The 26,418-nt window shown below is 63.2% G+C and carries 23 protein-coding genes; 15 read left to right on the top strand and 8 right to left on the bottom strand.

What is annotated here, in order from left to right; translation table 11 throughout:
• Positions 1 to 20: 20 nt before the first annotated feature.
• Positions 21 to 1,985: a sensor histidine kinase gene (locus PVV74_RS05705; protein ID WP_274592551.1), complete on the bottom strand. Its 1,965-nt coding sequence runs from the start codon at positions 1,983 to 1,985 to the stop codon at positions 21 to 23.
• 368 nt (positions 1,986 to 2,353) lie between these two features.
• On the opposite strand from PVV74_RS05705, the gene PVV74_RS05700 reads away from it, so the two are divergent.
• From PVV74_RS05700 to PVV74_RS05665, 8 genes are all read left to right on the top strand, one after another.
• Positions 2,354 to 2,569: a hypothetical protein gene (locus PVV74_RS05700; protein ID WP_274592550.1), complete on the top strand. Its 216-nt coding sequence runs from the start codon at positions 2,354 to 2,356 to the stop codon at positions 2,567 to 2,569.
• Positions 2,570 to 2,574: 5 nt separating this feature from the next.
• The gene (locus PVV74_RS05695) at positions 2,575 to 3,492 is read left to right on the top strand and encodes a 5-bromo-4-chloroindolyl phosphate hydrolysis family protein (protein ID WP_274592549.1); all 918 of its coding nucleotides are present in this window, start codon (positions 2,575 to 2,577) and stop codon (positions 3,490 to 3,492) included.
• A gap of 2 nt (positions 3,493 to 3,494) precedes the next feature.
• Entirely contained in the window at positions 3,495 to 4,691 is a 1,197-nt protein-coding gene (locus PVV74_RS05690; protein ID WP_274592548.1) for a toxic anion resistance protein, read from the top strand.
• 24 nt (positions 4,692 to 4,715) lie between these two features.
• Positions 4,716 to 5,657, top strand: a complete 942-nt coding sequence (locus PVV74_RS05685; RefSeq protein ID WP_274592547.1) for a DUF2927 domain-containing protein — start codon at positions 4,716 to 4,718, stop codon at positions 5,655 to 5,657.
• Between the two features lie 98 nt (positions 5,658 to 5,755).
• Positions 5,756 to 6,886, top strand: coding sequence for an SPFH domain-containing protein (locus PVV74_RS05680; protein ID WP_274592546.1), 1,131 nt, complete (start codon positions 5,756 to 5,758; stop codon positions 6,884 to 6,886).
• Entirely contained in the window at positions 6,883 to 7,326 is a 444-nt protein-coding gene (locus PVV74_RS05675; RefSeq protein WP_274592545.1) for a hypothetical protein, read from the top strand. The genes PVV74_RS05680 and PVV74_RS05675 overlap by 4 nt, the downstream gene beginning before the upstream one ends.
• 4 nt (positions 7,327 to 7,330) lie before the next feature.
• Positions 7,331 to 8,434: a TFIIB-type zinc finger domain-containing protein gene (locus PVV74_RS05670; protein ID WP_274592544.1), complete on the top strand. Its 1,104-nt coding sequence runs from the start codon at positions 7,331 to 7,333 to the stop codon at positions 8,432 to 8,434.
• A complete protein-coding gene (locus tag PVV74_RS05665) occupies positions 8,431 to 9,105 on the top strand; it encodes a nitroreductase (RefSeq protein ID WP_274592543.1) in 675 nt (224 codons plus the stop codon). Before PVV74_RS05670 ends, PVV74_RS05665 begins: the two co-directional genes overlap by 4 nt.
• Positions 9,106 to 9,115: 10 nt before the next feature.
• On the opposite strand, the gene PVV74_RS05660 is transcribed toward PVV74_RS05665, so the two are convergent.
• The gene (locus PVV74_RS05660; protein WP_274592542.1) at positions 9,116 to 11,014 is read right to left on the bottom strand and encodes an acyl-CoA synthetase; all 1,899 of its coding nucleotides are present in this window, start codon (positions 11,012 to 11,014) and stop codon (positions 9,116 to 9,118) included.
• A gap of 199 nt (positions 11,015 to 11,213) precedes the next feature.
• Here PVV74_RS05660 and PVV74_RS05655 point away from each other — a divergent pair, with 199 nt between their 5' ends.
• A complete protein-coding gene (locus PVV74_RS05655; RefSeq protein WP_274592541.1) occupies positions 11,214 to 12,236 on the top strand; it encodes a Fe(3+) ABC transporter substrate-binding protein in 1,023 nt (340 codons plus the stop codon).
• Positions 12,237 to 12,398: 162 nt separating this feature from the next.
• Here PVV74_RS05655 and PVV74_RS05650 read toward each other — a convergent pair whose 3' ends face one another.
• Positions 12,399 to 13,964: a 2-isopropylmalate synthase gene (locus tag PVV74_RS05650; protein ID WP_274592540.1), complete on the bottom strand. Its 1,566-nt coding sequence runs from the start codon at positions 13,962 to 13,964 to the stop codon at positions 12,399 to 12,401.
• A 263-nt stretch (positions 13,965 to 14,227) separates the two neighbouring features.
• Between PVV74_RS05650 and PVV74_RS05645 the strand changes: the two genes are divergently transcribed.
• Both PVV74_RS05645 and PVV74_RS05640 read left to right on the top strand, forming a co-directional pair.
• Positions 14,228 to 14,893, top strand: a complete 666-nt coding sequence (locus PVV74_RS05645) for an SDR family NAD(P)-dependent oxidoreductase (protein ID WP_274592714.1) — start codon at positions 14,228 to 14,230, stop codon at positions 14,891 to 14,893.
• A complete protein-coding gene (locus PVV74_RS05640; protein ID WP_274592539.1) occupies positions 14,887 to 16,416 on the top strand; it encodes a cryptochrome/photolyase family protein in 1,530 nt (509 codons plus the stop codon). The genes PVV74_RS05645 and PVV74_RS05640 overlap by 7 nt, the downstream gene beginning before the upstream one ends.
• Positions 16,417 to 16,629: 213 nt before the next feature.
• On the opposite strand, the gene PVV74_RS05635 is transcribed toward PVV74_RS05640, so the two are convergent.
• Positions 16,630 to 18,228: an MORN repeat-containing protein gene (locus PVV74_RS05635; protein WP_274592538.1), complete on the bottom strand. Its 1,599-nt coding sequence runs from the start codon at positions 18,226 to 18,228 to the stop codon at positions 16,630 to 16,632.
• A 164-nt stretch (positions 18,229 to 18,392) separates the two neighbouring features.
• Here PVV74_RS05635 and PVV74_RS05630 point away from each other — a divergent pair, with 164 nt between their 5' ends.
• The 4 genes from PVV74_RS05630 (at position 18,393) to PVV74_RS05615 (ending at position 22,460) form a co-directional block, all read left to right on the top strand.
• Positions 18,393 to 20,051 carry an NAD+ synthase gene (locus PVV74_RS05630; RefSeq protein ID WP_274592537.1) on the top strand — a complete coding sequence of 553 codons (1,659 nt, stop codon included), beginning with the start codon at positions 18,393 to 18,395 and terminating at the stop codon, positions 20,049 to 20,051.
• Positions 20,052 to 20,119: 68 nt separating this feature from the next.
• Positions 20,120 to 20,653 carry a hypothetical protein gene (locus PVV74_RS05625; RefSeq protein ID WP_146049977.1) on the top strand — a complete coding sequence of 178 codons (534 nt, stop codon included), beginning with the start codon at positions 20,120 to 20,122 and terminating at the stop codon, positions 20,651 to 20,653.
• 449 nt (positions 20,654 to 21,102) lie between these two features.
• Positions 21,103 to 21,309 (top strand): hypothetical protein, encoded by a 207-nt coding sequence (locus PVV74_RS05620; RefSeq protein WP_274592536.1) that lies wholly within the window; start codon positions 21,103 to 21,105, stop codon positions 21,307 to 21,309.
• A 485-nt stretch (positions 21,310 to 21,794) separates the two neighbouring features.
• Positions 21,795 to 22,460, top strand: coding sequence for a hypothetical protein (locus PVV74_RS05615; protein WP_274592535.1), 666 nt, complete (start codon positions 21,795 to 21,797; stop codon positions 22,458 to 22,460).
• A gap of 99 nt (positions 22,461 to 22,559) precedes the next feature.
• On the opposite strand, the gene PVV74_RS05610 is transcribed toward PVV74_RS05615, so the two are convergent.
• The 4 genes from PVV74_RS05610 to PVV74_RS05595 are packed head-to-tail and all read right to left on the bottom strand — an operon-like array spanning position 22,560 to position 26,375.
• On the bottom strand, positions 22,560 to 23,585 hold the full coding sequence (locus tag PVV74_RS05610; protein WP_103762232.1) for an extracellular solute-binding protein: 1,026 nt from the start codon (positions 23,583 to 23,585) through the stop codon (positions 22,560 to 22,562).
• Positions 23,586 to 23,616: 31 nt separating this feature from the next.
• A complete protein-coding gene (locus tag PVV74_RS05605; RefSeq protein WP_103762233.1) occupies positions 23,617 to 24,423 on the bottom strand; it encodes an ABC transporter permease in 807 nt (268 codons plus the stop codon).
• Positions 24,416 to 25,312: an ABC transporter permease gene (locus PVV74_RS05600; protein WP_103762234.1), complete on the bottom strand. Its 897-nt coding sequence runs from the start codon at positions 25,310 to 25,312 to the stop codon at positions 24,416 to 24,418. Before PVV74_RS05600 ends, PVV74_RS05605 begins: the two co-directional genes overlap by 8 nt.
• A gap of 1 nt (position 25,313) precedes the next feature.
• Positions 25,314 to 26,375 carry an ABC transporter ATP-binding protein gene (locus PVV74_RS05595; protein ID WP_274592534.1) on the bottom strand — a complete coding sequence of 354 codons (1,062 nt, stop codon included), beginning with the start codon at positions 26,373 to 26,375 and terminating at the stop codon, positions 25,314 to 25,316.
• Positions 26,376 to 26,418 lie beyond the last annotated feature (43 nt).

Genomic DNA, 26,418 nt, shown 5'->3' with positions numbered 1-26,418 from the left:
CGGGCTGGGCGCAGTGCCGGTTACGACTCGTCAGGATCGTCGGGCAGCCAGACGGTGAATTCCGCACCGCCCGCATCGCGGTTGCGCACGGTGATAAGCCCGCCGGACTGGCGTATCAGGGTCTGGCTGACCGAAAGACCAAGGCCGGTGCCTTCGCCCGGCTTGGTGGTGTAGAACGGGTCGAACACGGTGTTCAGACGCTCGTTCGCGATGCCGGGCCCGGTATCGGCCACCACGAGCGCAGTGCCGGACCGTCCGTCGCGCGCCTCGGCGCGGATCGACAGCGACAGCTCGCCTGGGCCGTCCATCGCCTGTACCGCGTTGACGACAAGGTTGATGATGACCTGCTGCAACTCTCCGGGATTGATGCGGACCGGAGGGGCGTCTTCGGCGCGATGGGTGGTGACGGTGACATTGCGACGCGAAATGACGTGATCGACCAGCACAAGGCAGTCGTCCAGTACGGCGGCGACATCGACATGCTCGGAGAAGGCGTTGAACTCGCTGGGGCGGGCGAATTGAAGCAGCTTGCCGACGATGGCGTTGATCCGGGCGATCTGGCGGTCGATCAGGTTTAGTTCTGTCATCAGCGGAGTGGCATCGTCGCCCAGTGTTTCGCGGATGACGTCGATATTGCCCTGGATGACCGCGACCGGGTTGTTGATCTCGTGCGCGACGCCGGCCGTGATCTCGCCGATTGAGGCCAGTTTCTCGCTCATCACGAGTTGCTGGTAGGTGGTTTCCAGCTTTTCGTTGGCGGCGCGCAGCTCGGCTGTACGGTCCTCGACCCGCGTGTTCAGTTCGTCCGCCCAGGAGCGCAGGGCGCGGTCGCGTTCCTGCACCTGGTCGAGCAATTCGTCGAGATGCGCCGCCACCTGGCCGATTTCGTCGCGCGAGGACACCGGCCCGATGCGCGCGTCGAGCTGGCCGCCCTCGACGCGTTTCATGGTGTGGTTCATGCGTTCGAGCGGCGAAAAGATGCCCCCGGCCATACGCAGGAACAACGGGATGGTCAGCAACAGAACACCGACGAAGGCCGAGAAAACAAGGATGAAGGCGCTGCGCTTTTCCGCGACGAAGGGTGCTTCGAGAAAGCCCACGTAGAGCATACCGACGCGGCGCGAAAAGCTGTCGGTCAGGGGCAGGTAGCCGGAGATGTACCAATCGTTAACTACGAAGGCGCGGTCGAGCCACGTGCGGCCTTCGCCAAGCACCCGGTTGCGCACCACCGCCGAGACGCGGGTGCCAAGCGCACGCTCGCCTTCGAAGAGGCGCACGTTGGTCGAGACGCGCACGTCTTCGAGAAACAGGGTTGCGGTGCCCTGGCGCTCGACATCGGCGGCATCGTCGGACTGGTAGACGAGGGCGTTGATCGTGTCGATGAAATCGAGGTTGCGGTTGAGCAGGATGCCCCCGACCAGAACACCCGAGTCGCCAGCCGCGCGCAGGTCGGTCGCGGTGTGCACGACCATGCCGCGGTCCTCGGCGATGCGGTCGGTGGGCACCGCGGCCTCGGTCGGGATGAGGGGCAGGCGCGCGCGCGCGGCCAGGGCAGGGTCTATTCCGGCAAGCCGGTCGCCTGACAGGATGTCGATCTCGGTCGCGCTGCCGCCTTTCAGGGCGGTGGCGATGACCGGCCAGGTTTCGGCGGCGGCTTGGGCAGAGGGCTCCGGCAGGTAATAAAGGAAATCCAAGCCCAGCGCCCCGCGCTCGGTGTCGAGAAAACCGGCCATGCCGGAGCCGGGGCCGGCAATGGCCTCGCGGAACCGGGTCGACCGGGCCAGGGCGGCAACGTCGCCGCCCGTGGTTGCGAGGATCTGGTCGAGGTATTGCTCGGCGATGCGCAGATCGCTTTCGACATTGGCGATGAGAAGGTTGTCGTAGTTGGCGGCCCAGCGACTGACCGCAAACCACAACAGCAGCGGCAGCAGGACCACCAGCGGCAAAAGTGCCAGGATCAGAAGGCGCAGACGGACCGATGTCATGCCGGGGCGGGCCCTTTGTCGTTGTGCCCGGACTTTAGGCGATGGGGCGAAGGGCGTCCATTCCGGCAGCGCAGATCATTTGCTTACGGTTTTGACGAGGCCGATCGTTTCCTTCGGGTCGCTCCAGTCGGATTGTAACCGCAAGCTCAAAGCCGAGCGGCGCACGCAATCCAATCTGTGACGGCGGGGCACATCTTTTGTCGAAAAAGATTTGCCAAAAGCTTTGACAAAGCTTTTGGGGCACCCCGAAAGGACCGGAGCGGGTAGGAACACGGGAAGCGGTTGCGATGTTTCCCCTAGCAACCCCCGAAGCGTTAACCTAAGTTTCGGGGTAGAAATGCGACATCGGGCGCGGGAGTCGGCACGGCATGACGCGACTTATCATGCTGGTATTCTTGATTGTTGCCGCGGTTGCACTGGCCGCGGTAGCGACGTCTGCTGTGGCGCGCGCGGCGCGTGATGCCGGCGCAGCCGGGCGTGACATCGCGGTCACCACGAGGGGAACAAGCATGCAGAAAATCGCCTACGTGGCCCTGTTCATCGTGATGCTGGGCGTCACCAGCGGTCTCTTGGGAGGGTTGTGACGCGCATGGCACGGAAGTTCGGCGGAAAATACAGCCCCGATGGCGGTGGCTCCGAGGTGGCGAAGCCGCGGAATACGTCGTCCTACCGTGGCGCGACGGTCGAACCAGCGGGCGCGCGGGCGAACCTGATGTTCGTGCCTGCCGCGGTGGTCCTGTTTGCCTCGCTGACGTCGGGCGCGACCGGGCTGGCGCTTGGAGTGGTCTCCGCGGCAGTGCTGGCCCTGTCGGCGTGGCTGTTGCGCGACGGACTGAAGGCGGAGGCAGCCTATAATACACGCAAGGTGGCGCGACGGCCGGGCATCCCGCGCAAACTCTTCTCGTCGGTGCTGGCAGGGCTGGGGATTGCCGTGGCCGCCTACAAGGTCGAACCGGGGGTGGTGGCGCCGGTGATCTTCGGCGTGGTGACGGCGGCGCTGCATGTCTTTTCCTTCGGGCTTGACCCGATGAAGGACAAGGGCATGGAGGGCGTCGACAGGCTGCAGACCGACCGCGTGGCGCGGGTGGTCGACCAGGCCGAGACCTACCTGAGCGCGATGTCCGACGCGATCCGCCGCGCCGGGGACCGCACGGCGGAAGCCCGGCTGGAGCGTTTCCAGGTCAGCGTGCGCGACATGCTGCGCACCGTCGAGGACGATCCGCGTGATCTGACGGCGACTCGTCGGTACCTTGGCGTCTACCTGATGGGCGCACGTGACGCGACGGTGAAGTTCGCCGATATCCAATCGCGGGCGCCCGACCCGAAGGCGAAGGCGGACTACCTTGACCTGCTGGGCGACCTGGAGGCCAATTTCGAGGCCAAGACAAAGACGCTTCTGGCCGACAACAACAGTGATCTCGAGATCGAGATCGAGGTTCTGCGCGACCGGCTGGCGCGGGAGGGCCTCAGATACGACACGACCCAGGAATTTCAGGAAGGACATTGATCATGTCAGAAGACGTACGCACGAAGGCCGAGGCCGCCCTCGCGGAGGTGGAAGAAGTGAACCGCGTGGTGCTGCCCGAGCCGAAAGAAGCCGGGGCGGTGGTTGCCATGGCGGAAGCCGATCCTGCGGTGGGTGCCGAGATCCGGCAGCGGATGGACGAGATCGACATGGCCGACACCAACTCGATCGTGTCGTTCGGGTCGGCCGCGCAGGCGGAATTGCAGGAAATTTCGCAATCCATGCTGCAAGGCGTGCGCAACAAGGACGTGGGCCCGGCGGGCGACAGCCTGCGCGGCATCGTTACCACGATCCGGGGCTTTTCGGTCAGCGAGCTTGACGTGCGGCGCGAGCGATCGTGGTGGGAAAAGCTGATCGGTCGAGCCGCGCCCTTTGCCAAGTTCACCGCGCGTTTCGAGGACGTTCAGGGCCAGATCGACAAGATCACCGATGACCTGCTGAAGCACGAGCATATCCTGCTGAAGGACATCAAGTCGCTCGACCTGCTGTACGAGAAAACGTTGCAGTTCTACGACGAGTTGGCGCTTTACATCGCGGCGGGCGAGGAAAAGCTGAAGGAATTGGACGAGACCGACATCCCGGCCAAGGAGGCCGAGGTCAATGCCGCGCCCGAGGACGACCAGGTAATGAAGGCGCAGGAATTGCGCGACCTGCGCGCCGCGCGCGACGACCTGGAACGCCGGGTGCATGACCTGAAGCTGACGCGGCAGGTGACAATGCAGTCGCTGCCGTCGATCCGGCTGGTGCAGGAGAATGACAAGAGCCTTGTGACCAAGATCAACAGCACCCTGGTCAACACCGTGCCGCTGTGGGAGACGCAGCTGGCGCAGGCGGTCACCATCCAGCGCAGCGCCGAGGCCGCGGCGGCCGTGCACGAGGCCAACGACCTGACGAACGAGCTGTTGACCGCGAACGCCAAGAACCTGCGCGACGCCAACAAGACGATCCGCGAAGAGATGGAGCGGGGCGTCTTCGACATCGAGGCCGTCAAGCAGGCCAATGCTGACCTGATCGGCACGATCGAGGAAAGCCTGCAAATCGCCGACGAAGGAAAGGCGCGCCGGGCCAAGGCCGAGCAGGATCTGCAATCTATGGAAAAGGAACTGCGCGACACGCTGGCCGCGGCCAAGTCGCGCCGCGATGGTGTGGGCGAGAATACCGGAGGCTCGGTGCCGGCATGATCGGTTGGTGGTGGCTTGCGTAACTTGTACAGATATTTTCCCGGTGTCCTTGCGCTGGCCGGTGCACTTGCGCTGGCCGGGTGTGACGATGTCGTGTCCGAGGACCCACCGACCAATCCGCAGGCGCGGCCGAACGCGATGGTGCGTGCGCCGCAGCCCAGCAGCCCGTCGGAGGCCAGCCAGGACCTTGCACGGTATTACAAGCGGCTTGAGAACGACCTTGTCATCCAGGGGCTGATGCGGCGGGATGGCGGCGGTGTCGACACGCCGTTCACCGACAACGATCTTCTGCGAAATTTCGTTCGGATCGGTTTTTTCGAGGAATACCAGCGCGACAAGGGTTTGCTGCCGTCCCAAAGCGGGCCGGTGGCGATCAAGAAATGGACCGGGCCCGTGCGGATCGGGGTCGAGTTCGGGCGTAATGTGCCTGCCGATGTGAAGGCCAGCGAACGCGCCCGGGTGGCCGCCTATGCCAGCCGTCTTGCGCGGGTCACTGGCCATCCGATCACGGTCAGCAATGCCTCGCCCAACTTCGTCGTGCTTTTCATGAGCAATGATGACAGGGCGCAGTCGAGGGCGCGCGCGCTGGAGGTGATCCCGGCGATTGCCAAGTCGAACCTGGCGATCGTCACTAACCTGCCGCGGTCCACCCAGTGTTTCGTGATCTCCGCCGGGGTTCGAAGCGAGAACGATCTTGGCGTTGCATTGGCCTATATCCGGTCGGAGCTGACGGACCTGCAACGGCTGGCATGTATCCACGAGGAAATTGCGCAAGGTCTGGGCCTGACCAATGACAGTCCCCGGGCGCGGCCCTCGATCTTTAACGACGACGAGGAATTCGCGCTGTTGACGACCCATGACGAGATGCTGCTGGAGGCGCTCTACAATCCTGCGCTGAAGCCCGGCATGGGGCTGGAGGAGGCGCGACCCATCCTGCGGCGTCTGTTCGAGAAGGGTGCGTCGTGAGGGGCGTGACGACGAGAGATGTGGCGCCTCCGCCACTTGGGTTTATGATACACGCAGATGTCCGCTTGCCGGACGGGAACTAGCGCACGGAGATTACCATGGGCATTTTCGATTTTCTTTCAGGCGAATTTATCGACGTCATCCATTGGGTCGACGATACCCGCGACACGATGGTCTGGCGGTTCGAGCGGCACGGCCACGAGATCAAGTACGGCGCCAAGCTGACCGTGCGCGAGGGGCAGGCGGCGGTATTCGTGCACGAGGGGCAACTGGCGGATGTGTTCACGCCGGGTCTCTATATGCTCGAGACGAACAACATGCCGATCATGACGACGCTGCAGCACTGGGATCACGGCTTTCAGAGCCCGTTCAAGTCCGAGATCTATTTCGTCAACACGACGCGGTTCACGGATCTCAAGTGGGGCACGAAGAACCCGATCATGCTGCGCGATCCGGAATTCGGGCCGACCCGCATCCGCGCTTTTGGAACCTACAGCACGCGCGTCACGGACCCGGCGAAGTTCCTGACGGAGATCGTGGGCACCGATGGCGAATTCACGATGGACGAGATCAGTTATCAGGTCCGCAACATCATCGTGCAGAGCTTCAGCCGGATCATCGCGGGGTCTGGTATTCCGGTACTCGACATGGCGGCCAACACTGCCGATCTGGGCAAGCTGGTCGCCGCCGAGATTTCCGCCGTGGTGGCGGACTACGGGCTGACCATTCCGGAATTCTATATCGAGAACATCTCGCTGCCGCCCGCGGTGGAAGAGGCGCTGGACAAGCGCACGTCCATGGGCCTGGCCGGAGATTTGGGAAAGTTCACCCAGTATTCGGCGGCCGAGGCAATGACGGCGGCGGCCAAGAACCCCGGCGGCGCCGGGGGTGGCATGGGTGCCGGGATCGGGGCCGGTCTGGGCATGGCGATGGCGGGTCAAATGGCCGGGCAGGGTGGCCCTTGGGGGCCAAGCGCTCATCAGCCGTCACAGTCTGCCTCGCCCGCGCCGCCCCCGCCGCCGGTCGAGCATGTCTGGCACATCGCGGAAAACGGCCAGACCCACGGACCCTATTCCAAGGCGGCTTTGGGCCGGATGGCGAGCGACGGCAAGCTGACGCGGGACAGCCATGTCTGGACCGCCGGGCAGGACGGATGGCTGAAAGCCGGTGACGTGCAGGAACTGGCACAGCTCTTCACCATCCTACCGCCGCCGCCGCCCGGGGCGTGAGGGCGTTCAAGGCACGGCGGCTGGCGACGCAGATTCTGCATTGGACGACCGGCGTGCTTTTGTACCTTTTATTGTCCGTCGATGACCGGATCTTCGGCGTGTTAGGCTGGACCTTCGTGGTCTCGGGCGGAGCGCTATGCCTGCTTTGGCTTTGCTTCGGTCTGCTGAACAAGGGGCCGGGCCCGGCGCTGGACGGTGTTTTGCGCACCGTGCATCCGTGGCTAAGCCGGGGCATGTACGTTCTATTGGCTTGGGCCGTGATGGCGCTGGCTGCCGGAGCGGTGGAGCGGCCCTTGCCGGGGCCGGAGGTGCGGACCGCCTTGCTGGTGCTGGGGGCGGCGGCGCTCTTTCACGCGATATTCCATCTTTGGCGTCACACGGCCTTGCGGGACGGCGCGCTGCGCCGCATCATCCCGGCCAAATTCCACAAGTACCTGTAGGCATATGCTCGATTCCCCGACCGTTGAACAAGAACACCGCTTTCCCTGTGACCAGTGCGGCGCCGATTTCAGGTTTGATCCGCAGGCGGGCAAGCTGATCTGTGATCACTGCGGCAACGAGGCAGAGATGGAGCAGGCAGGCCCCTGGGCCGCGCCGCTGAAAGAGCTGGATTTCGGCGCGGCGATCAAGGGTGAACTGGACGCGTCGGAGATCGAGGAGACCCGCGTCGTGACCTGTCCCAACTGCGCCGCGCAGGTGGATTTCGACGCGACGGTACATGCCGCCGAGTGCCCGTTCTGCTCAACACCAGTGGTCACGGACACCGGCACGCATCGGCATATCAAGCCGCGCGGCGTCTTGCCGTTCAGGGTGGATGAGCCGGCGGCGCGGGGCGCCATGACCGAGTGGCTGGGCCGATTGTGGTTCGCACCCAACGGGTTGCAGGACTATGCGCGAAAGGGGCGCAGAATGCAGGGCATCTATGTGCCCTATTGGACCTATGATGCCGACACGAAGTCCAGCTATACCGGCGAGCGCGGCACGGTCTATTACGAGACCAAGACGGTCATGCGCGACGGCAAGCGCGAGCAGGTGCAGGTGGCCAAGGTCCGATGGACGCCTGTGCGGGGCCGGGTGGCGCGGTTCTTCGACGATGTGCTGGTGCTGGCCTCGAAAACTTTGCCGAAACGCTACACCGACGCGCTGGAGCCTTGGGAGTTGGGCGAATTGCAGCCCTACAGCCCGGAGTTCCTGGCCGGGTTTCGCGCGGAGGGATATCAGGTGACGCTGGAGGACGGGTTCGTGCAGGCGCGGCAGATCATGGATGCCCGGATTGCGCGAGACGTTCGGTTCGACATCGGTGGTGATCGGCAGCGCATTCATTCGATCGACACGGCGGTCAGCGATGTGACTTTCAAGCACGTCCTGCTGCCCGTCTGGCTGGCGGCCTACAAGTACAGGGGCGAAACCTATCGCTTTGTCGTCAACGGTCGCAACGGCAAGGTGCAGGGCGAGCGGCCCTATTCGGCGATCAAGATCGCGATTGCCGTGGTGATCGGGGTCATCGTGGCGGCAGCGGTGGGTTACGGCGTGGCGATGAGCCAATGAGTGCGGACGGCGACGCCCTGAAGCGGCTGGTGCAGGCCCGCTATTCGTGCCGCGCCTTCAGGCCCGAGCCGGTGGCGGACGCGGTGATCGAGCGGATCGTCGACACGGCGCGACACACCGCGAGTTGGAACAACACGCAGCCTTGGGAACTCCTGGTGACGCGGGGCACGGAGACGGAGGCGTTCCGGCAGGCCTTGCTGAGCGAGGTGCAGACGGGAAAGCCGGGGCCCGATATGGACTGGCCAGAAAGCTATCCCGGCGAACTGGGCGAGCGGCGGCGGACCTGTGGCTATGCGCTTTACAACGCGGTCGGCATCGCGCGGGAGGATCGCGAGGCCCGGGCTCGGCAATCGATGCGGAATTTCGAGATGTTCGACGCGCCGCACGTGGCCATCCTGCATATTCCGCAAGTTTTAGGCCCCTATGGCGCGCTGGATGCGGGCGGGTTCCTGACCGCTTTCATGCTGGCGGCAACGGCGGAAGGGCTGGGAACCATCGCACAGGCGGCGGTCGCGGCCTATCCGGACGTAGTCAGGCGGCACTTCGGCCTGCCAGAAGACCATGCCATTCTGTGCGCGATTTCCTTCGGCTATGCCGACGAGACGCAGCCGGTGAACCAGTACCGCACCGAGCGCGAAGACGTCGGTGCGATCCTGACATTCAGAGGCTGAGGCCGGACCTTCAGGCGGCGTCGGCCGTGCTCTTTGCGTCGGCCCACTCCCACGGGCGGGTAAATTCGCCCAGGCAATGCGAGATCGCCGCCTCGTCCGCCTCGCCGGTCTTCGACAGGCGGGCCACGAGGCCGCGTTTCTTGTCGTCGATCACCTCGGTCACCTCGGCGTTGATGCCAGCCTCTGCGAGCGCCGCGTTATAGACCCGGGTGATGGCCCGCTTGCGCAGGTCGGGCTTGAACACCTTGCCGACGGCGGTCTTGGGCAGCTCGTCCAGCACCTCGATATATTTCGGGATGGCGGCGCGTTCGTGGACGTGGATCTTGCAGTGCTCGCGCAGGGCCTCGGCGTCGACGGAGCCGCCGTCGACCAGTTCCACATAGGCGCAGGGCAGTTCGCCTGAATGCGCGTCGGGCTGGCCGATGGCACCGGCGCCCGCGACCTCGGCATGGGCCATAAGCGCCTCTTCGATATCGGCGGGGTCGATATTGTGCCCGCCGCGAATAATCAGGTCCTTGGCGCGGCCGGTGATCCAGAGGTAGCCGTCGCCGTCGATCCGACCGAGGTCGCCAGTGCGCAGGTAGACCTCGTGATGGTATAGGTCCTTGTTCTTGGCGGCTTCGGTATAGGTGTTGCCAGCAAAGACGCCCGGGTTGGCGATGCAGATCTCGCCCACCTCGTCAGGGCCGCATTCGGCGCCGTCGGTCTTGTAGATCTTGACGTCGGTGTAGGGCAGGGGCACGCCGACGCTGCCGACCTTCTTCTCGCCCGTGGGCGGGTTGCACGACACAAGACAGGTCGCCTCGGTCAGGCCGTAGCCCTCGATCACGGTCATGCCGGTGGCGGATTCGAAGCGTTTGAACAGCTCCAGCGGCATGGGGGCCGAGCCGGAGAAGGCATTCTTCACCTTGGAGATGTCGGCATTCACCTTGCGCTGCATCAGCGCGGCGGTGGCGGTGGGCACGGTGATGACGAAGGTCGTGCCCCAGCGTTCCAGCAGTTTCCAGAAATTGTCGAACACGCCGTCGCCGCGATATCCGGCGGGGGTGGGAAAGACCACATGTGCGCCGGACTTGATCATCGCCATCAGGATGACGTGGCAGGCGAAAACGTGAAACAGCGGCAAAGGGCACATGATGCTGTCCTGCTCGTCAAACAGCAGGCGATGGCCGAGCCAGCCGTTATAAACCATCCCGGAATACTTGTGCTGGGCAACCTTGGGCATGCCGGTGGTGCCGCCGGTGTGGAAATAGGCGGCGACGCGGTCGGCCTGTTTGTCCTCGAACGACAGCGTCTTGGGATGCTTGCGCGCCTCGGCGTTGAAGTTCTTGACGTCGGCGTGATGATTGTCCGGATTCTTGGGGCGGATCAGTGGGACGATCCAGCTTTTCGGGGGCGTCAGGTAGCTGACAAGGTCGACTTCAAGGACTGTGTGCACACGGGGCGCGTTGCGTACGGCTTCGGCCATTTTCTGGGCCACGTCGGTTTTCGGGAATGACCGCAGGGTCACGACGACGCGGGCGTCGGTTTCGCGCAGGATGGCGCCGATCTGTTCGGGCTCGAGCAGCGGGTTGATCGGGTTGGCGATGCCTGCGACCATTGCGCCGATCGTGGCGATGGCAGTCTCAAGGCAGTTGGGCATGACGAGCGCGATCACGTCATCCTCGGCAATCTTCAGGCTGCGGAAGAGGTTTGCAGCCTGGCAGACACGCCCATGAAATTCGGACCAGGTTAGCGTCTGTGCCTTGTCGGTGGGCCCCGACAGAAGCTGATAACTGACGGCGGGGCGATCCGGGAAGGCGGCCGCGGTATCGGCCAGCATCTGGTGCACCGTCTTGGGCAGGTCGCGCGCCTCCCACGGCATTTCGTCCTGGATACCGATCACGTCCTGACGTGTGGAAAATGTCATGTTGTCTCCTCCCGCGGCGCGTCGTCATGCGCCCTATTCTCCCGTCCGGGCAGCATGATCACGAATTGCGGGGCGTGCAAGTTTTACGCTGCGTTTTCTTGCCGCTCCCCGGGTCGCCGAAAACGTCTCTTGACTCTTTTAGTCGGAAAATTCATCAATTGCTTACAAATTCACTCGGAAAAAGAAAGGCTTTTTCTTGATGGCTCATCTGACCTCTCGTTCTCTCGTTGCCGCGCTGGCGCTGACCGGTGTGGCTGTGCCTGCCGTCGCGCAGGAGGTGAACGTGTATTCCTCGCGTCACTACGACACCGACGAAGCGCTCTATGACGCGTTCACCGAGGAAACCGGCATCACCGTGAACCGGATCGAGGCCGATGCGGACGAACTGATCGCGCGGCTGGAAGCGGAAGGCGAGAACAGCCCCGCCGACGTGCTGATCACCGTGGATGCGGGCCGCATGGCCCGGGCCGAGCAGCTGGACCTTCTGGCGGCCTACGAGTCGCAGACCATCGAGGACCGCATCCCCGACCACCTCGAGCATCCCGAGAATCTTTGGTACGGGATCGCGCAGCGCGCGCGGATCATCTATTACGATAAGGAAAAGGTGGAGAACCCGCCGCAGACCTACGAAGAGCTGGCCGATCCCGCGTGGGAAGGCAAGATCTGCATCCGGTCGTCCTCGAACATCTACAACCAGTCGCTGATGGCCTCGATCATCGAAACCCACGGCGAGGAAGCGGCCAAGGAATGGGCGCAGGGCATCGTCAACAACATGGCGCGGGACCCGCAGGGCGGCGACACCGACCAGCTGCGCGGGATTGTTTCGGGCGAGTGTGAAGTGGCGGTCGGCAACCACTATTACTTCGTGCGCGGCTTCGAATCCGACGTCGAGGGCCTGAGCGACGATATCGACAAGATCGGCTGGGTCTGGCCGAACCAGGACGGGCGCGGCACCCACGTCAACCTGTCCACCGCGGCCATGTTGAAGACGGCGCCGAACCCGGACAACGCCATGAAGCTGATGGAATATTTCACCAGCGACACCGCGCAGACCAACCTTGCGACAGGCAACCACGAATACCCCGCCGTCGAGGACGCGCCGGGTACGGCGACCACCGAGCGGCTGGGCGAGTTCAAGCCCGACGAGACCACGCCCACCGCGGCGTTCAGCCGGAATGCTGCCAAGGCACAAGAGCTGTTCAACGCGGTCGGCTGGGACTGAGACAACTTTCGAGCAGGCATGGAACGCGGCGTCCCCATTGGGGGCGCCGTTTTTCGTTTGAATGTACATCCACTGAGTTTTCGAAGTGTGCTCGGTTAGAAGCCGCGCGTCAGCTTTTTGCGTGGCTGCCTCGCCCGGTCGGAACCGGGCGAGGCGCCGCGGTCAACTGACGTCTTTGTAGCTGACTTCCTTTTCGTTCTCACCGAGCTTTGCACGGCGGGTCAACAGGCGGTTGAGCGCGTTGATATAGGCCTTTGCGCTGGCGACCACGGTGTCGGTGTCCGCCGACTGGCCCGTCGCGATGTTGCCGCCTTCCTCCAGCCGAACGGAGACGGTGGCCTGTGCGTCGGTGCCTTCGGTCACGGCGTGCACCTGGTAAAGCGACAGATGCGCGTCGTTGGGATGCAACTGGCGCACGGCCTTGAAGGTGGCGTCGACAGGTCCATCGCCTTGCTCGGTCGCCGAGGTCTCCTTGCCATCGATGGACATTACCATCTCGGCCTCGGCCTGTCCGCCGGTGCCGCAAACCACGCGCAGGGATTTCAGCACGAGGCGGTCATTCTCGGCATCCTCGCCTGCGGTGACAAGCGCGATCAGGTCCTCGTCGAACACCTCTTTCTTGCGGTCGGCCAGTTCCTTGAACCGCACGAAGACATCGCTCAGCTGGTTCTCGGCCAGGTCGATTCCGAGGTTCTTGAGCTTCGAGCGCAACGCGGCACGGCCGGAATGCTTGCCCATGACAATGTTGGTTTCCGTCAGGCCCACATCCTCGGGGCGCATGATCTCGAACGTCTCGGCGTTCTTGAGCATGCCGTCCTGGTGAATGCCGCTTTCGTGGGCAAAGGCGTTCTTGCCGACGATGGCCTTGTTCGGTTGCACTTGGAAGCCCGACACGGTGGCGACCCGGCGCGACAGGTGCATGATCTTCGTCGAGTCGATGCGGGTGTGGTAGGGGATGATGTCGTTGCGGACCTTCATGGCCATCACGACCTCTTCCAGCGCGGTGTTACCGGCGCGTTCGCCCAAGCCGTTGATCGTGCACTCGATTTGCCGCGCGCCGCCTTCCACGGCGGCCAGCGAGTTGGCCGTGGCCATGCCAAGGTCGTTGTGGCAATGGGTGGCAAAGACCACGTCGTCGGCGCCGGGCACCTCGGCGATCAGACGGCGGATGAGATCGGCGCTCTCGACCGGCGCGGTGTAACCCACGGTATCGGGAATGTTGATCGTGGTGGCCCCGGCCTTGATGGCGATCTCGACCACGCGGGCGAGGTAATCCCACTCCGTCCGCGTCGCATCCATCGGGGACCATTGCACGTTGTCGCAAAGGTTGCGTGCGTGGGTGACCGTCTCGTGGATGCGCTCGGCCATTTCATCCTTGTTGAGGTTCGGGATGGCGCGGTGCAGGGGGGAGGTGCCGATGAAGGTGTGGATACGGGGCTGGCTGGCGTGCTTCACCGCGTCCCAGCAGCGGTCGATATCCTTGAGGTTGGCGCGCGCCAACCCGCAGATCACGCTGTTCTTCGCATTCTTGGCGATCTCGGAGACGGCCCTGAAGTCGCCCTCGGAGGCGATGGGAAAGCCGGCCTCGATGATGTCGACGCCCATTTCGTCCAGCAGGCCGGCGATTTCCAGCTTTTCGGCGTGTGTCATGGTGGCGCCGGGCGATTGTTCGCCGTCGCGCAGAGTGGTGTCGAAGATCACCACGCGGTTTTGTTCGGAATTGGTCATGTCATGTCTCGTGTTTTGGTCCTAAGCCTGTGGCGCGAAAGGCTACTCCTCTGAGCGGTCGCGCCGGATCAGGGCACGCTCAGAGGCGGCTTAGGAGCAGACGCGCGGAAAGGCAAGCCGCCGTGGCGGGGCTTGCGGGGCCGGTGATGTGGCAGCGCGTAGACATAAGCAAAGCATAAGGACTATGGGTGGCTTTGAAAACCCCCGATCTGGCGACGATTTGCGCCTTGAAGCTGGTCGGTGGCCCGCTAGCTCTTGGCGACATGAAAGAAGCATTGCTGATAGGCGCCTCGGGCGGGATCGGATCGGCTCTCGTGACGGCGTTGGAAGAGCGCGAGGTGCGGGTGACCGGGCTGTCACGATCCGGCGACGGTTTGGATGTGACGGACGAGGCGTCGGTCGAGGCGCATCTGGGGGTGCTGGAGGGCGAATTCGACCTTGTTTTCGTGGCCACAGGCGCGTTGGAGTTGGACGGACGCGGGCCCGAGAAGTCATTGAAAGAATTGAGCGCCGAGGCGATGGAGGCGCAGTTTCGAGTGAATTGCGTGGGACCATCCTTGGTGTTGAAGCACGCGGTGCGGCTGCTGCCGCGTGACCGTGAATGCCGGTTTGCCGCCCTGTCGGCACGCGTGGGGTCGATCGGGGATAACGGTCTTGGCGGGTGGTACAGCTACCGCACGGCCAAGGCGGCGGTGAACCAGATGATCCATGGTGCGGCGATCGAACTGAGCCGCACGCACAGGCAGTCGATCTGCGTGGCGCTGCATCCCGGAACGGTGGAGACGCCGCTGACCGAAAAGTTCGCGGGCGGGCACAAGACGGTTACCCCTCAGGACGCGGCGCAGAACCTTCTGGATGTACTGTCGGCCCTAACGCCCGAGAATACGGGGCAATTCTTTGATTGGGCCGGGGAGAGGGTGCCGTGGTGAGGCGGCTGATCCTCGTGCTGGGGGACCAGCTGAGCAAGACCCTGTCGGCGCTGCGCGAGGCGGAGAAGGCGAGCGACCTCGTGGTGATGGCCGAGGTGGCGGACGAGGCCAGTTACGTGGGCCACCATCCAAAGAAAATCGCGCTGATCTTCTCGGCGATGCGCCATTTTGCGCAGGAATTACAAGAGAGTGGCTGGCAGGTCGCCTATTCGCGGTTGGATGATGCGGATACGTCGAAATCCATCGTCGGCGAGCTGATGCGGCGCGGACAGGAGCATGACACGAGCGAGGTGATCGCGACCCAACCCGGGGAGTGGCGGTTGATCGAGGCGCTGGAGAATGCGCCGCTGACGGTGACGGTGCTGCCGGATGATCGGTTCGTGGCCTCGCTCGATGAGTTCAACACATGGGCCGAGGGGCGCAAGTCGTTGAGGATGGAGTATTTCTATCGCGAGATGCGCCGCAAGACCGGGCTGATGATGGACGGCGATGAACCGGCGGGCGAGAAATGGAATTACGACCATGAGAACCGCAAACCGGCCTCGGGCGACATGTTGCGCTCGAAACCTATGGCGTTTACGCCGGATGACATCACGGACGAGGTTCTGGATCTCGTCGAGAAGAAATTTGGAAACAATTTCGGGGCTTTGCGGCCGTTCATGTCTGCGGTGACGCGTGGCCAGGCGCTGCGGGCGCTGGATCATTTCGCCAAGAACCTGCTGGATTGTTTCGGGGATTACCAGGACGCGATGCTGCAGGACGACCGGTTCCTGCATCACTCGCTGTTATCTCAGTATTTGAACATCGGATTGCTGGATCCTGTGGAAATCTGCACCCGTGTGGAAGAAGAATGGAAAGCCGGGAACGTGCCGATCAATGCTGCCGAGGGCTTTATCCGGCAGATAATAGGCTGGCGGGAATACGTGCGGGGGATCTATTTTCGGGAAGGTCCGGACTATGTCGCGCGCAATGCGCTGGGGCACGAGAGGGACTTGCCGTGGATGTACTGGGGGGGTGAAACGCATATGAACTGCGTCGCCCATGCCGTTGATCAGACACGGGAATTGGCCTATGCGCATCACATTCAGAGATTGATGGTGACGGGCAATTTCGCCCTTCTGGCGGGGGTGGATCCGCATCAAGTGCACGAGTGGTACCTGGCGGTTTACCATGATGCCTATGAATGGGTGGAGGCGCCCAACGTGATCGGGATGAGCCAGTTTGCCGATGACGGGATCATCGCGTCGAAGCCGTATGTGAGTTCGGGCAATTACATCGACAAGATGTCGGATTACTGTGGCTCCTGCGCCTATTCGGTGAAGGAAAAGACCGGCGAAAAGGCGTGTCCTTTCAACTTGTTGTATTGGGATTTCCTCGTGCGGCACCGGGAGAAGTTCGCCAGAAACCCGCGGATGGGGCAGATGTATGCCACGTGGGACCGGATGAAGGACGACCGCAAGGAGGCGGTTCTGGACGGGGCGAAACGCATCCTGGACAGGCTGGATGCGGGCGAAATCGTGTAAGGGTGCGACTCGAAGGTTAACGGCGCGGAAATCGGCGGATTCGGAACGTCGGTATTGCGTCGGTATCCGGGTGGTATGGCGACGGTGCGGTTTCTAGCGTTTTGCCGGGTTAACGCGGCGTGCGGAGTCGACGTTTGATTAACCGGGGTGCGCGTGGGTTTTCACCCACCCTACGAGGTCCCGGATCAGGTCCGGGACGGGCGGAGCGCGTGATTAGTTGCTTTCTTCGGTGGTCGCGTCGTCGGTCGTATCGGCTTCGGCCTCCGTCTCGCCCTCGGCCGCGGTTCCGCTTTCGGCCTCGGTCGAGGTTCCCGCCGTGTCGCCGGTGTCAGATGTCTCCGCGCCGGTCTCTGCGCCGGAGGCCCCGGATGTGTCCTCGGGGACGGCCGGGGTCTCTTCCTCGGTGACCACGGTCGTCTGCTCGGCGAGAGCGCCGTCGGACCATTCGCCGGATGCCTCTTCGCCCGTGGCGTAGCGCATGGTGCCGGTGCCCTGCCGCTTGCCGTTCTCGAACGTGCCCTCATAGACGTCGCCGTTGGTGTAGGTCGCGACCCCTTGGCCCGAGATTTCGCCGTTCTGCCACTGACCGTCATAGACGAAGCCATCGGGCATCGTGATCTTTCCCTGGCCGTGGCGCTGGCCGTCGACGAACTCGCCTTCGTAGACCGTGCCGTCGGCATAGGTGGCCGTGCCTTGCCCGTGCCGCTGTCCATCCTGCCACGCGCCCTCGTAGCGGTAGCCGTCGGGATAGGTCATCACGCCCTGGCCGTGGTTCTTGGCGTTCTGGAACTCGCCCTCGTAGACGAGGCCGTTGGGATAGGTTGCCTTGCCCGTACCGTCGATCACGCCGCCGGACCACTCGCCCTCATACGTGGAGCCGTCGGGGTAAGTAACCTTGCCCTCGCCGTTGGCCAGATCGTCGCGGAACTGGCCTTCGTAGACCGAGCCGTCGGGATACGTGACGGTGCCCTGGCCCGAGATCTTGCCCGCGACCCAGGACCCTTCGTAGCGGTAGCCGTCGGAGCCGGTGAAGGTGCCCTGTCCGTGGCGGCTGTCATCGGCAAACTCGCCTTCGTAGACATCGCCGTTGTTGTAGACCACGCGCCCCTGACCCTCGCGCCGGCCCGCCACAAGCTCGCCCTCGTAGACGTCGCCATTGGGCTGGGTCAGTTTGCCGGTGCCGTTGATCTGACCCTCGGCCCAGGTGCCTTCGTAGATCAGCCCGTCGGGCATGGTGAGCGTGCCTTCGCCGTCGCGGGCGCCGCGCTTGACCTGGCCTTCGTAGACCGCGCCGTCGGGATAGGTGATCGTCGCCATGCCTTCCTTGACGCCGTTCACCCAGTCGCCGTCGTAGATATAGCCGCCGGGGCTTTCCATTTTGCCCCGGCCGTGATGCTGGGCGTTGCGAAAGCCGCCTTGATAGCGCACGCCGTTGGCATAGACCGCGACGCCCTCGCCGTTGATCTTGCCGTCCTCCCACGTGCCCTCGTAGGTGCCGCCGTCGGAGAAGGTGATCTTGCCCACGCCCTCGGGCTTGCCCTTGGCGAACTCGCCCTCGTAGACCGATCCGTTGGGAAAGCGCGCGGTGCCGGTGCCGCGGATCTCGCCATCGACCCATTCGCCGGAATATTCATAGCCATTGGGAAGCGTATATGTGCCGGTCCCGTGCTGAAGGCCGTTGCGGAACGTGCCCTCGTAGATGCCGCCGTCGTCATACTGCTTGGTCTGGACTTCGCCATCCTGCGACAGGGCGGGACCGGCCAGCCCGAGCATCGCGGCGAGGACGATAGATGTGACGGTTCTGCTTTGCATGTCGGCCCACTCACCCCGGTTCTGCGACAACCCCCCAATGGGTCCAAGAGAACGTAATTGACCCGGGCAGGGCTGACAACGGCTTTTCCCGGTTTCGGCTTTCCCTCGCGCGTCCATCTGCTAAATCACGGGGGAAGTGGGAATTGCGAGGGTTTTGAGGGCGTATGGCGGATCGGTTTCGCGTGACATTGGCACAGCTGAACGCCACGGTGGGCGACCTTGACGGGAACGCGGACCTGGCGCGCAAGGCCTGGGAGGCCGGGAAGGCCGCCGAGGCCGACCTTGTGGCGCTGCCCGAGATGTTCATCACCGGGTACAACACGCAGGACCTGGTGATGAAGCCGGTGTTTCACCAGGCGGCGATCGCGAAGATCGAGGAGCTGGCGAAGGACTGTGCGGTGGGGCCGGCGCTGGCCATTGGAGGCCCGGCGCTGGAAGGCGCGGAGCTGTACAACGCCTATTACATCCTGAAGGGCGGCAGCATCACCGCCTGCGTGCTGAAGCATCACCTGCCGAACGAGACGGTGTTCGACGAAGTACGGCTTTATGCGTCGGGCGACGTGATGGGGCCATATGCCGTGGGTAATGTGCGCATCGGCTCGCCCATTTGCGAGGACAGCTGGCACGAGGACGTGCCCGAGACGCTGGCCGAGACGGGGGCGGAGTTTCTGCTGGTGCCCAACGGCTCGCCCTATTACCGCGGCAAGCTGGCGCATCGGCACCAGTTGATGGTGTCCCGCGTGGTCGAGACGGGGCTGCCGCTGATCTACCTCAACCTGGTGGGGGCGCAAGACGACCAGGTGTTCGACGGCGGCACCTTTGCGCTGAACCCCGGCGGCAAGCTGGCGGTGCAGATGCCGCTGATGGAAGAGGACATCGCGCATATCGACCTCGTGCGCGGGGACGACGGCTGGCAGATCGAGAAGACCGACCTGGCGCATATCCCCGACACGCTGGAGAGCGATTATCACGCGATGGTGCTGAGCTTGCGCGATTACATGCGCAAGACGGGGTTCGGGAAAGTGCTGCTGGGCCTGTCGGGCGGTGTGGACAGTGCGATCGTCGCGACCATCGCGGTGGATGCGCTGGGGGCCGAGAATGTGCGCTGCGTGATGCTGCCGTCGGAATATACCTCGCAGGCGTCTTTGGACGATGCCAAGGCGTGTGCGAACGCGCTGGGTGCGCGGTATGATTTCGTGCCCATCGCCGAAGGGCGCGCGGCGATCACGAACACGCTGGCACCGCTATTTGAGGGCACCGAGCCGGGGATCACCGAGGAAAACATCCAGTCGCGGCTCCGCGGCCTGTTGTTGATGGCGCTGAGCAACAAGTTCGGGGAAATGCTGCTGACCACCGGCAACAAGTCCGAGGTGGCGGTGGGCTACGCCACGATCTATGGCGACATGGCGGGCGGGTACAACCCGATCAAGGATCTGTACAAGACGCGGGTGTTCGAGATCTGCAAGTGGCGGAACGCCAATCACCGCGAGTGGATGATGGGGCCCGAAGGCGAGGTGATCCCCGAGAACATCATCACCAAGCCGCCCAGTGCGGAGTTGCGCGAGGACCAGAAGGACAGTGACAGCCTGCCGGATTATCCTGTGCTGGACGGGATATTGCAGATCCTTGTGGACGAGGACGGCTCGATCGAGGATTGCGTCAAGGCGGGGTATGACCGCGCGGACGCGGTGCGGGTGGAGCATCTGATCTACATCAGCGAATACAAGCGGTTCCAGTCCGCCCCCGGCACGCGGTTGTCGAAACACGCGTTCTGGCTGGATCGGCGCTATCCGATCGTGAACCGGTGGCGGGACGGGGGTTAGGCCCGCCGGTTTTGCATGGCCGGGAGGTGTCTGTTACGATCCAGAAATATTATTTTCAGGAGGTTGATATGACACGCTTTTTTACCGCAATTGCCGCGATGATGCTGGCCGTGCCGGCGGGGGCGGCGGAGCTGAACGACGAGTACGAGGCCATAGGGACGATGACCGTCACGCTGGATGGCGAGGTGATGGAACTGGTCATTGCCTATGACATCGAAGACGAGGAAGCCTACGCCGAGCAGAAGATGATCATGGGGTCGTCCCTGTCGGTCAACGCCGTGGGGCAGACGGTCGGCGAGGACGGTTCGCCCGGACGGCCCATGGTGCAGGTGACGCTGCTGGAGCAGGGCGGAGAGATGCGGATGCTGTCGGCGGAGATATACGACGACCAGGGCTATGACGCGCCGTTGGCAATGGGGGCAGACGGCGGTGAAGGAACCTTGACCGCGTTCGAGATGACCGAGGACAACGTTATGACCGCGACGGTCGAGGGGACGTTCCTGCGGCTGACGAACTACATGGACGAGCCGCGCGTGGCCGACGGGGCCGAGCCTGTGGCGGCGACGATCAGTTACGAGGCGGAGCTGGCGCCGCTGGAGTAAGGGCGGCCCGGACTTGGGCCGCGCGCACAGCGTCAGGATCAGGGGGCCATCGACGTGCGGGGTGGTCTCGAGGCTCTCGGAGTTGAAAGGCAACCACTCTTTATGCCTGGTTGCGCCGCGCGTGCCGCGCATGTGGTTGATGACAGCCGGGTTTCAATCCGGATACACGACATGCTTGCCGTTTGGGACGGATGAACCGGACACAGGCAGGGTCCGATCCCCTTTGATCGTCGGACGGTTCAACGCTTGGCTCGAGGTGGCCCGACGTCCTCGACAGTAGCAGGTCCTTAAGCCGCCACCGCACTTTTGAAATGACGTGCGGCCCGGTTGTTCTGAGAATCGGTGTTATCGAGGGAAAGGAGACATAACCCCTGTCTGATGCGTCGTCCGAGGAATGGGACGTTCCCGCGCCCGAAGGCGAGGTCAAAACGATCGTTACCAGCTACGAGGTGGCGCAGGACAATATCGAGCGGGAGATCGGTTCGCTCTCCTTCGATATTCACAATCCGGTTTTCCTGGTTTCCTCCCTGGCGGTCGTTGCCTTGGTGCTGTTGATCGGTGGCGGGCTTACGGCGTTTCAGGCGACGGTGAACGCCACGGGCATCGTTTTTCCCATCATTCTGCTGTGCCTGTGCGGGACAATTTTCAAGGTCTGAGCAGCGCGCCGCGGTCCCGGTGAATTGGCTGGCTGGTTGAAAAATGCCTAGTGAATTCTGCTTATTGTAGAGAAAGGCCGTTTCGGCGGCACCAGATGATGTGCAGGATATCGCCGGTTCCATCCGCGCAGGCGGTGGCGGGACGGCAGACGGAATCGGTGGGTGATTTCACGCCGATAGTTTTTTCGCCTGTTTAGAATCACTTAGTGGTTCTGGTCGGCGGAGCCTGCCGAAAGCCGCCGATTGTCAGGCCGCGGAATTGATTGAAAATTTGCGCTGTTCTAACCCAGATGACAACGCTCCCACGCCCAAATCGGGACTGCTGGAAAGCAGGAGGAGCAGGTGAGGGTGACCCGTGTACGAGGGGTCCATTCGCCGGTTAACCAGTGGTGTTTTCTTGCGAGTCAACCAGTCATTCCGAGTGGGGCCTGCGTGCCCAAAGTTTACCTATCGAAAACGGCAAGCTCTTAACAAGGAAGACAAAAATGGACTTCTCGCAACTGGTCGCCCTTTTCAGTTCCGATCCGCAGGCAACGGTGCGTACCGGGCTCAGGTTCGTTCACTTCATCGGCTTGGCATTGGGCCTGGGTGGTGCGATCCTGCTCGATCTCATGATGTTACGGTTCTTCGTCAGGGGCAGGATCATCAAGGAAACATCAGACATCTTCGAGTTCGCATCAAAGATCGTCAGCGCGGGGCTGTTCGTGCTGTGGATCACGGGCGTCGGGTTCCTGTTTCTATATGCCCTGACGAACCCCGAACTGCTGATGAATCCCAAGGTTCACGCCAAGCTGATGATCGTCACGATCCTGACGGTGAACGGCTTTTTCATCCACACGATCATCCTGCCGGGCGTCAAGCGGCAGATCGGCAAATCCCTGTTCACCGATATCAGTCCGCTGAAGCGGACAATCTTCGTGACATCCGGGGCCATCTCGGCGGTGTCGTGGTTCCTTCCGGTGGCGCTGGGCGCCTTCCCGCAGCTGAACAACAACGTGCCGGTGATGGTGATCCTGACGGCCTACCTGCTGCTGATCGCCACCGCGGCGGTGCTGATGCACGGCGTGGTCTACATGCTGCACAAATCCGAATCCGAATCCGAGCCGGCACCGGTCTTCCGTCTGCGTAACCCTGTGCGCAACCCTGTCTGAACAAGGTAGGCCGGGTGAGCTGGGAGGCAGAGGCATACTGCCGGTTGCAAGAAAAACGGGGGCCGATTGGCCCCCGTTTCCCGTCCCCCGTCGACTGGCTTATTTCTGCAGTTCGGTCCAGATCGCGGTGTAGAATTCCTGCGCCTCGGCGGGGCAGGCGGTGGTGAAGCGGCCCGCGGCCTTCAGCTCTTCGGGCACGACGATCTCGGGCGCGGTCTTCATGTCCTCGGGCATGAATTCCTCGGAGCCGTCGATGCCGTTGGCGTAGCGCGCAAAGGCCGACAGCATGGCCGCGTTTTCCGGCTCCATGATGAAATTCAGGAAAAGCTTGGCGTTTTCCACGTTCTGCGCGTCCGACAGGATTGCGGCGCTGTCCATCCAGACCGGGTAGCCCTCTTTGGGGTAGCCATAGGCCACGTCCTCGTTGTTGTTGCGGGCGCGGAAGGTCGAGCCGTTCCAGTTCACCGAGGCCATGACGTCGCCGTTCGACAGCTTCTCGGTCATGCCGTAATCCATGCTCATCCACTTGGGCTTGGCCTCGATCAGCACGTCGCGGGCCTTTTTCAGCATTTCCTTGTCGGTGGTGCAGGGCTCGCCGCCGACGTAGAAGAGCGTGAGGTTCATCACGTCCTGCATTTCGGGCACGACGTTCACCTTGCCCACCAGTTCCTCTGGCGGGTCGAGGAAGATGGCGGAGGTGTTGATGTCGCCGTCATAGGCCGATTTGTTCACCGCGACGCCGGTCGTGCCCCATTGCCACGGCACGGAATATTCGCGGTTCGGGTCCCATTCGACGTTCTTCCACTGCTCGGAAATGTTGGCGTAGTTTCCCATCTCGGGGATGCCCGGCTGCATCAAGAGGTCCTTTTCGATATAGACCCCCATGTAGCTGTGGGTGGGCACCACGATGTCGAAGCCGTGGCCGCCGGCCTCGATCTTGGCGAGCGCGGTGGTGTTGCTGTCATAGTCCGTGATCGTGACGTCGATGTCGTATTCCTGTTCGAACTTCTCGATCATCTCGGGGCTGGTGTAGTTGCCCCAGTTGTAGATGTTGAGCGAGCCTTCGGCATGGGCCGCCCCGGCGAGCGCGATGGCCGCCACTGTGCATGTCAGATGTAGTTTCATCGTCTTTCTCCCTGTTGAGGTTGTGCGCGGGTTAGTCCCGCTTGCGGTTCAGTATAAAGAAGGCGGTCAGCAGAAGCACGGTCAGCGCAAGGAGCGCGGTGGAGATCGCGTTGACCTCGGGGGTGATGGCGCGGCGCAGCTGGCCCAGCATGTAGGTGGGCAGGGTGTCCTGCCCGGCGGATTTGACGAACTCGGTGATGATCACGTCATCGAGCGAGATGACGAAGGCCAGCATGGCGCCGGCGGCGATGCCGGGCATCATCAGCGGCAGGGTCACGTGGCGGAAGGTCTGCCAGGGCCGGGCGTAGAGGTCCGAGGCGGCGGTTTCAAGGGCTAGGTCCATGCCTTCGAGCCGGGCGCGGATCGGCAGGTAGGCGAAGGGCACGCAGAAGGCCGAATGCGCGAGGATGAGGTAGGCCAGCCCGGTATACCCGGTGGCGACCTTGATCGAGGCGAAGAAGATCAGGAGGGCGACGGCGGTCACGATCTCGGGCACCATCAGGGGCTGGTTGATCATCACGTAAATGAGTGTCTGGCCCTTGAAGCGGCCGCGGCGGGTGGTGCCGAGCGCGGCCATGGTGGCGACGGTGGTGGAGATGAGCGCGGCCGAGACGGCGATCACGAGCGAGCGCACGGTCGCCTCCTGCACCTGGGTGTTGTCCCAGGCCTCGACGTACCAGCGGACAGAGAAGCCGCCCCAGAGCGCCACGGATTCGGAATCGTTGAACGAGTAGATCACCATCGTGACGATCGGCGCGTAGAGCAGCACGAAGGTTGTGAGCGCGATGGCGGTAAAGCCCGGCAGGGTGGTGACGGAAAAGCTCTTGTTCCTAGCCATTGGAGTCATCCCTCGAGGTGACGCGGACATAGGCCAGCAGGGCGACGAGGACGATCATCAGCAGGAGCAGCGAGAGGGCCGCGCCGAGGGGCCAGTTGCGGCCCTGGCCGAACTGAAGCTCGATGAAGTTGCCGACCATCATGTTCTTGCCGCCGCCCAGGATGCGCGGCGTTACGTAGGCGCCGAGCGAGGGCACGAAGACCAGGATCGAGCCCGCGACGATGCCCGGTTTGACGATGGGCAGGATGACCCGGCGCAGCACCTTCATGCGGGTGGCGTAGAGGTCGTAGCCTGCTTCCACGAGGCGGAAATCGAAGCGGTCGATGGCCGCGTAGAGCGGCAGCACCATAAGCGGCAGGTAGACATAGGCCATGCCGATCAGCACGGCGGTGTCGGTATAGAGGATCTGCAAGGGGTCATCGATGATGCCGAAATTCATCAGGAACGAATTCAGCAGGCCCTGGTTGCGGACCACTTCCATGATCGCGAAGGTGCGGATCAGCAGGTTTGTCCAGAACGGAATTGTGATCAAAAACAGCCAGAAGCCGCGTTTGTTGGGCGGGCGCGTGGCGATGAACCACGCGGTCGGAAAGCCGATGGCGAAGGCGATGAGCGTGGTCAGCACCGACAGTTTCACCGAGCGCCAGAAGATCGTCAGGTGCGCGTCGGCAAAGGTGACGGTGTCGTCGAAGATGTCCCGCTCGAAGAAGACGCGGAACCACGCCTCGGTCGTGAATTCCCAGACCACGCCGGAATATTCGCCCGGCTCGAGAAAGGCGTAGACCACAACGATCAGCAGCGGCCCGGCGGCGCCCAGGGCCAGCAGGATCAGCGCCGGGATCGAAAGGATCCAGCCGGTGCGTCCGCTGCCATGGGTGGTTCCCGCCATGCTAGTCCTCCAGCACCCGGACCGCGCCGGGGACGAAATCGAAGGCGACGGTCTGGCCTGCGGTCAGGCCGGTGTCGCCAGAGGGCGGGCTTTGCATCCGCGCGACGACCTCGGTGTCGTCGGACATGCGCAGGTGGCAATGGGTGTCGGTGCCGAAGTAGACGGTTTCGGCAACACGGCCCTGAAGCGCGCCGTCGCCGATGCGGACCTGTTCGGGGCGCACGGCGAGGCTGACGTGGGCGCCTTGAGAGGCGGCGTCGAGGTTGTCCACGGCGATCACGTCGCCGGTGGGCAGGCGGACGCCGCCCGTCTCGACCGTGCCGGTCAGGACATTGGTTTCGCCGATGAAATCCGCGACGAAGCGGTTGACGGGCTTGTTGTAGATCTCGCGCGGGCCGCCGATTTGCAGGATCACGCCGTCGCGCATGACGCCGATGCGGTCGGACATTGTCAGCGCCTCTTCCTGGTCGTGGGTGACGAAGACGAAGGTGATGCCGGTCTCGGTTTGCAGGCGCTTGAGTTCCAGCTGCATTTCCTTGCGCAGCTTGAGGTCTAGCGCGGAAAGCGGCTCGTCCAGCAAGAGTACCTCGGGCGCGGGGGCAAGGGCGCGGGCCAGTGCCACGCGCTGTTGCTGGCCGCCGGAGAGTTGCTGGGGTTTGCGGTCTGCGAAGGCCTCCAGCTTGACCAGCGCCAGCATCTCGGCCACGCGGGCGTCGACCTGTGCCTTGGGCGTGCCCTGCATGGTCAGGCCGAAGCCGATATTGTCGGCCACGCTGAGATGCGGGAAGAGTGCGTAGCTTTGGAAGACCGTGTTCACGGGACGGTCGTAGGGGGCCATCGTGCTGATGTCCCGCGCGCCCAGCAGGATCATCCCCGATGTGGGCGATTCGAACCCGGCGATCAGGCGCAGAAGGGTGGTCTTGCCACAGCCCGAGGGGCCCAGAAGCGTGAAGAATTCGCCCTTGTTGATCACAAGGGAAACATCGTTGAGGGCGCGGACCTTCTTGTCGCCGGCACCGTATTCCTTGCGGGCCGATCGGGCCTCGACCGCGGCTTCGGTCATGCGTTGTCCCCCATGTTCATGACCTTAGTGTTTCCCGACAAGG

The organism is Roseovarius sp. SK2, from assembly GCF_028807495.1.
GTDB classification, from domain to species: Bacteria; Pseudomonadota; Alphaproteobacteria; order Rhodobacterales; family Rhodobacteraceae; genus Roseovarius; species Roseovarius confluentis.
Note: the sequence above shows the minus strand (reverse complement) of the source record. Positions and strands in the feature narration are given on the sequence as shown.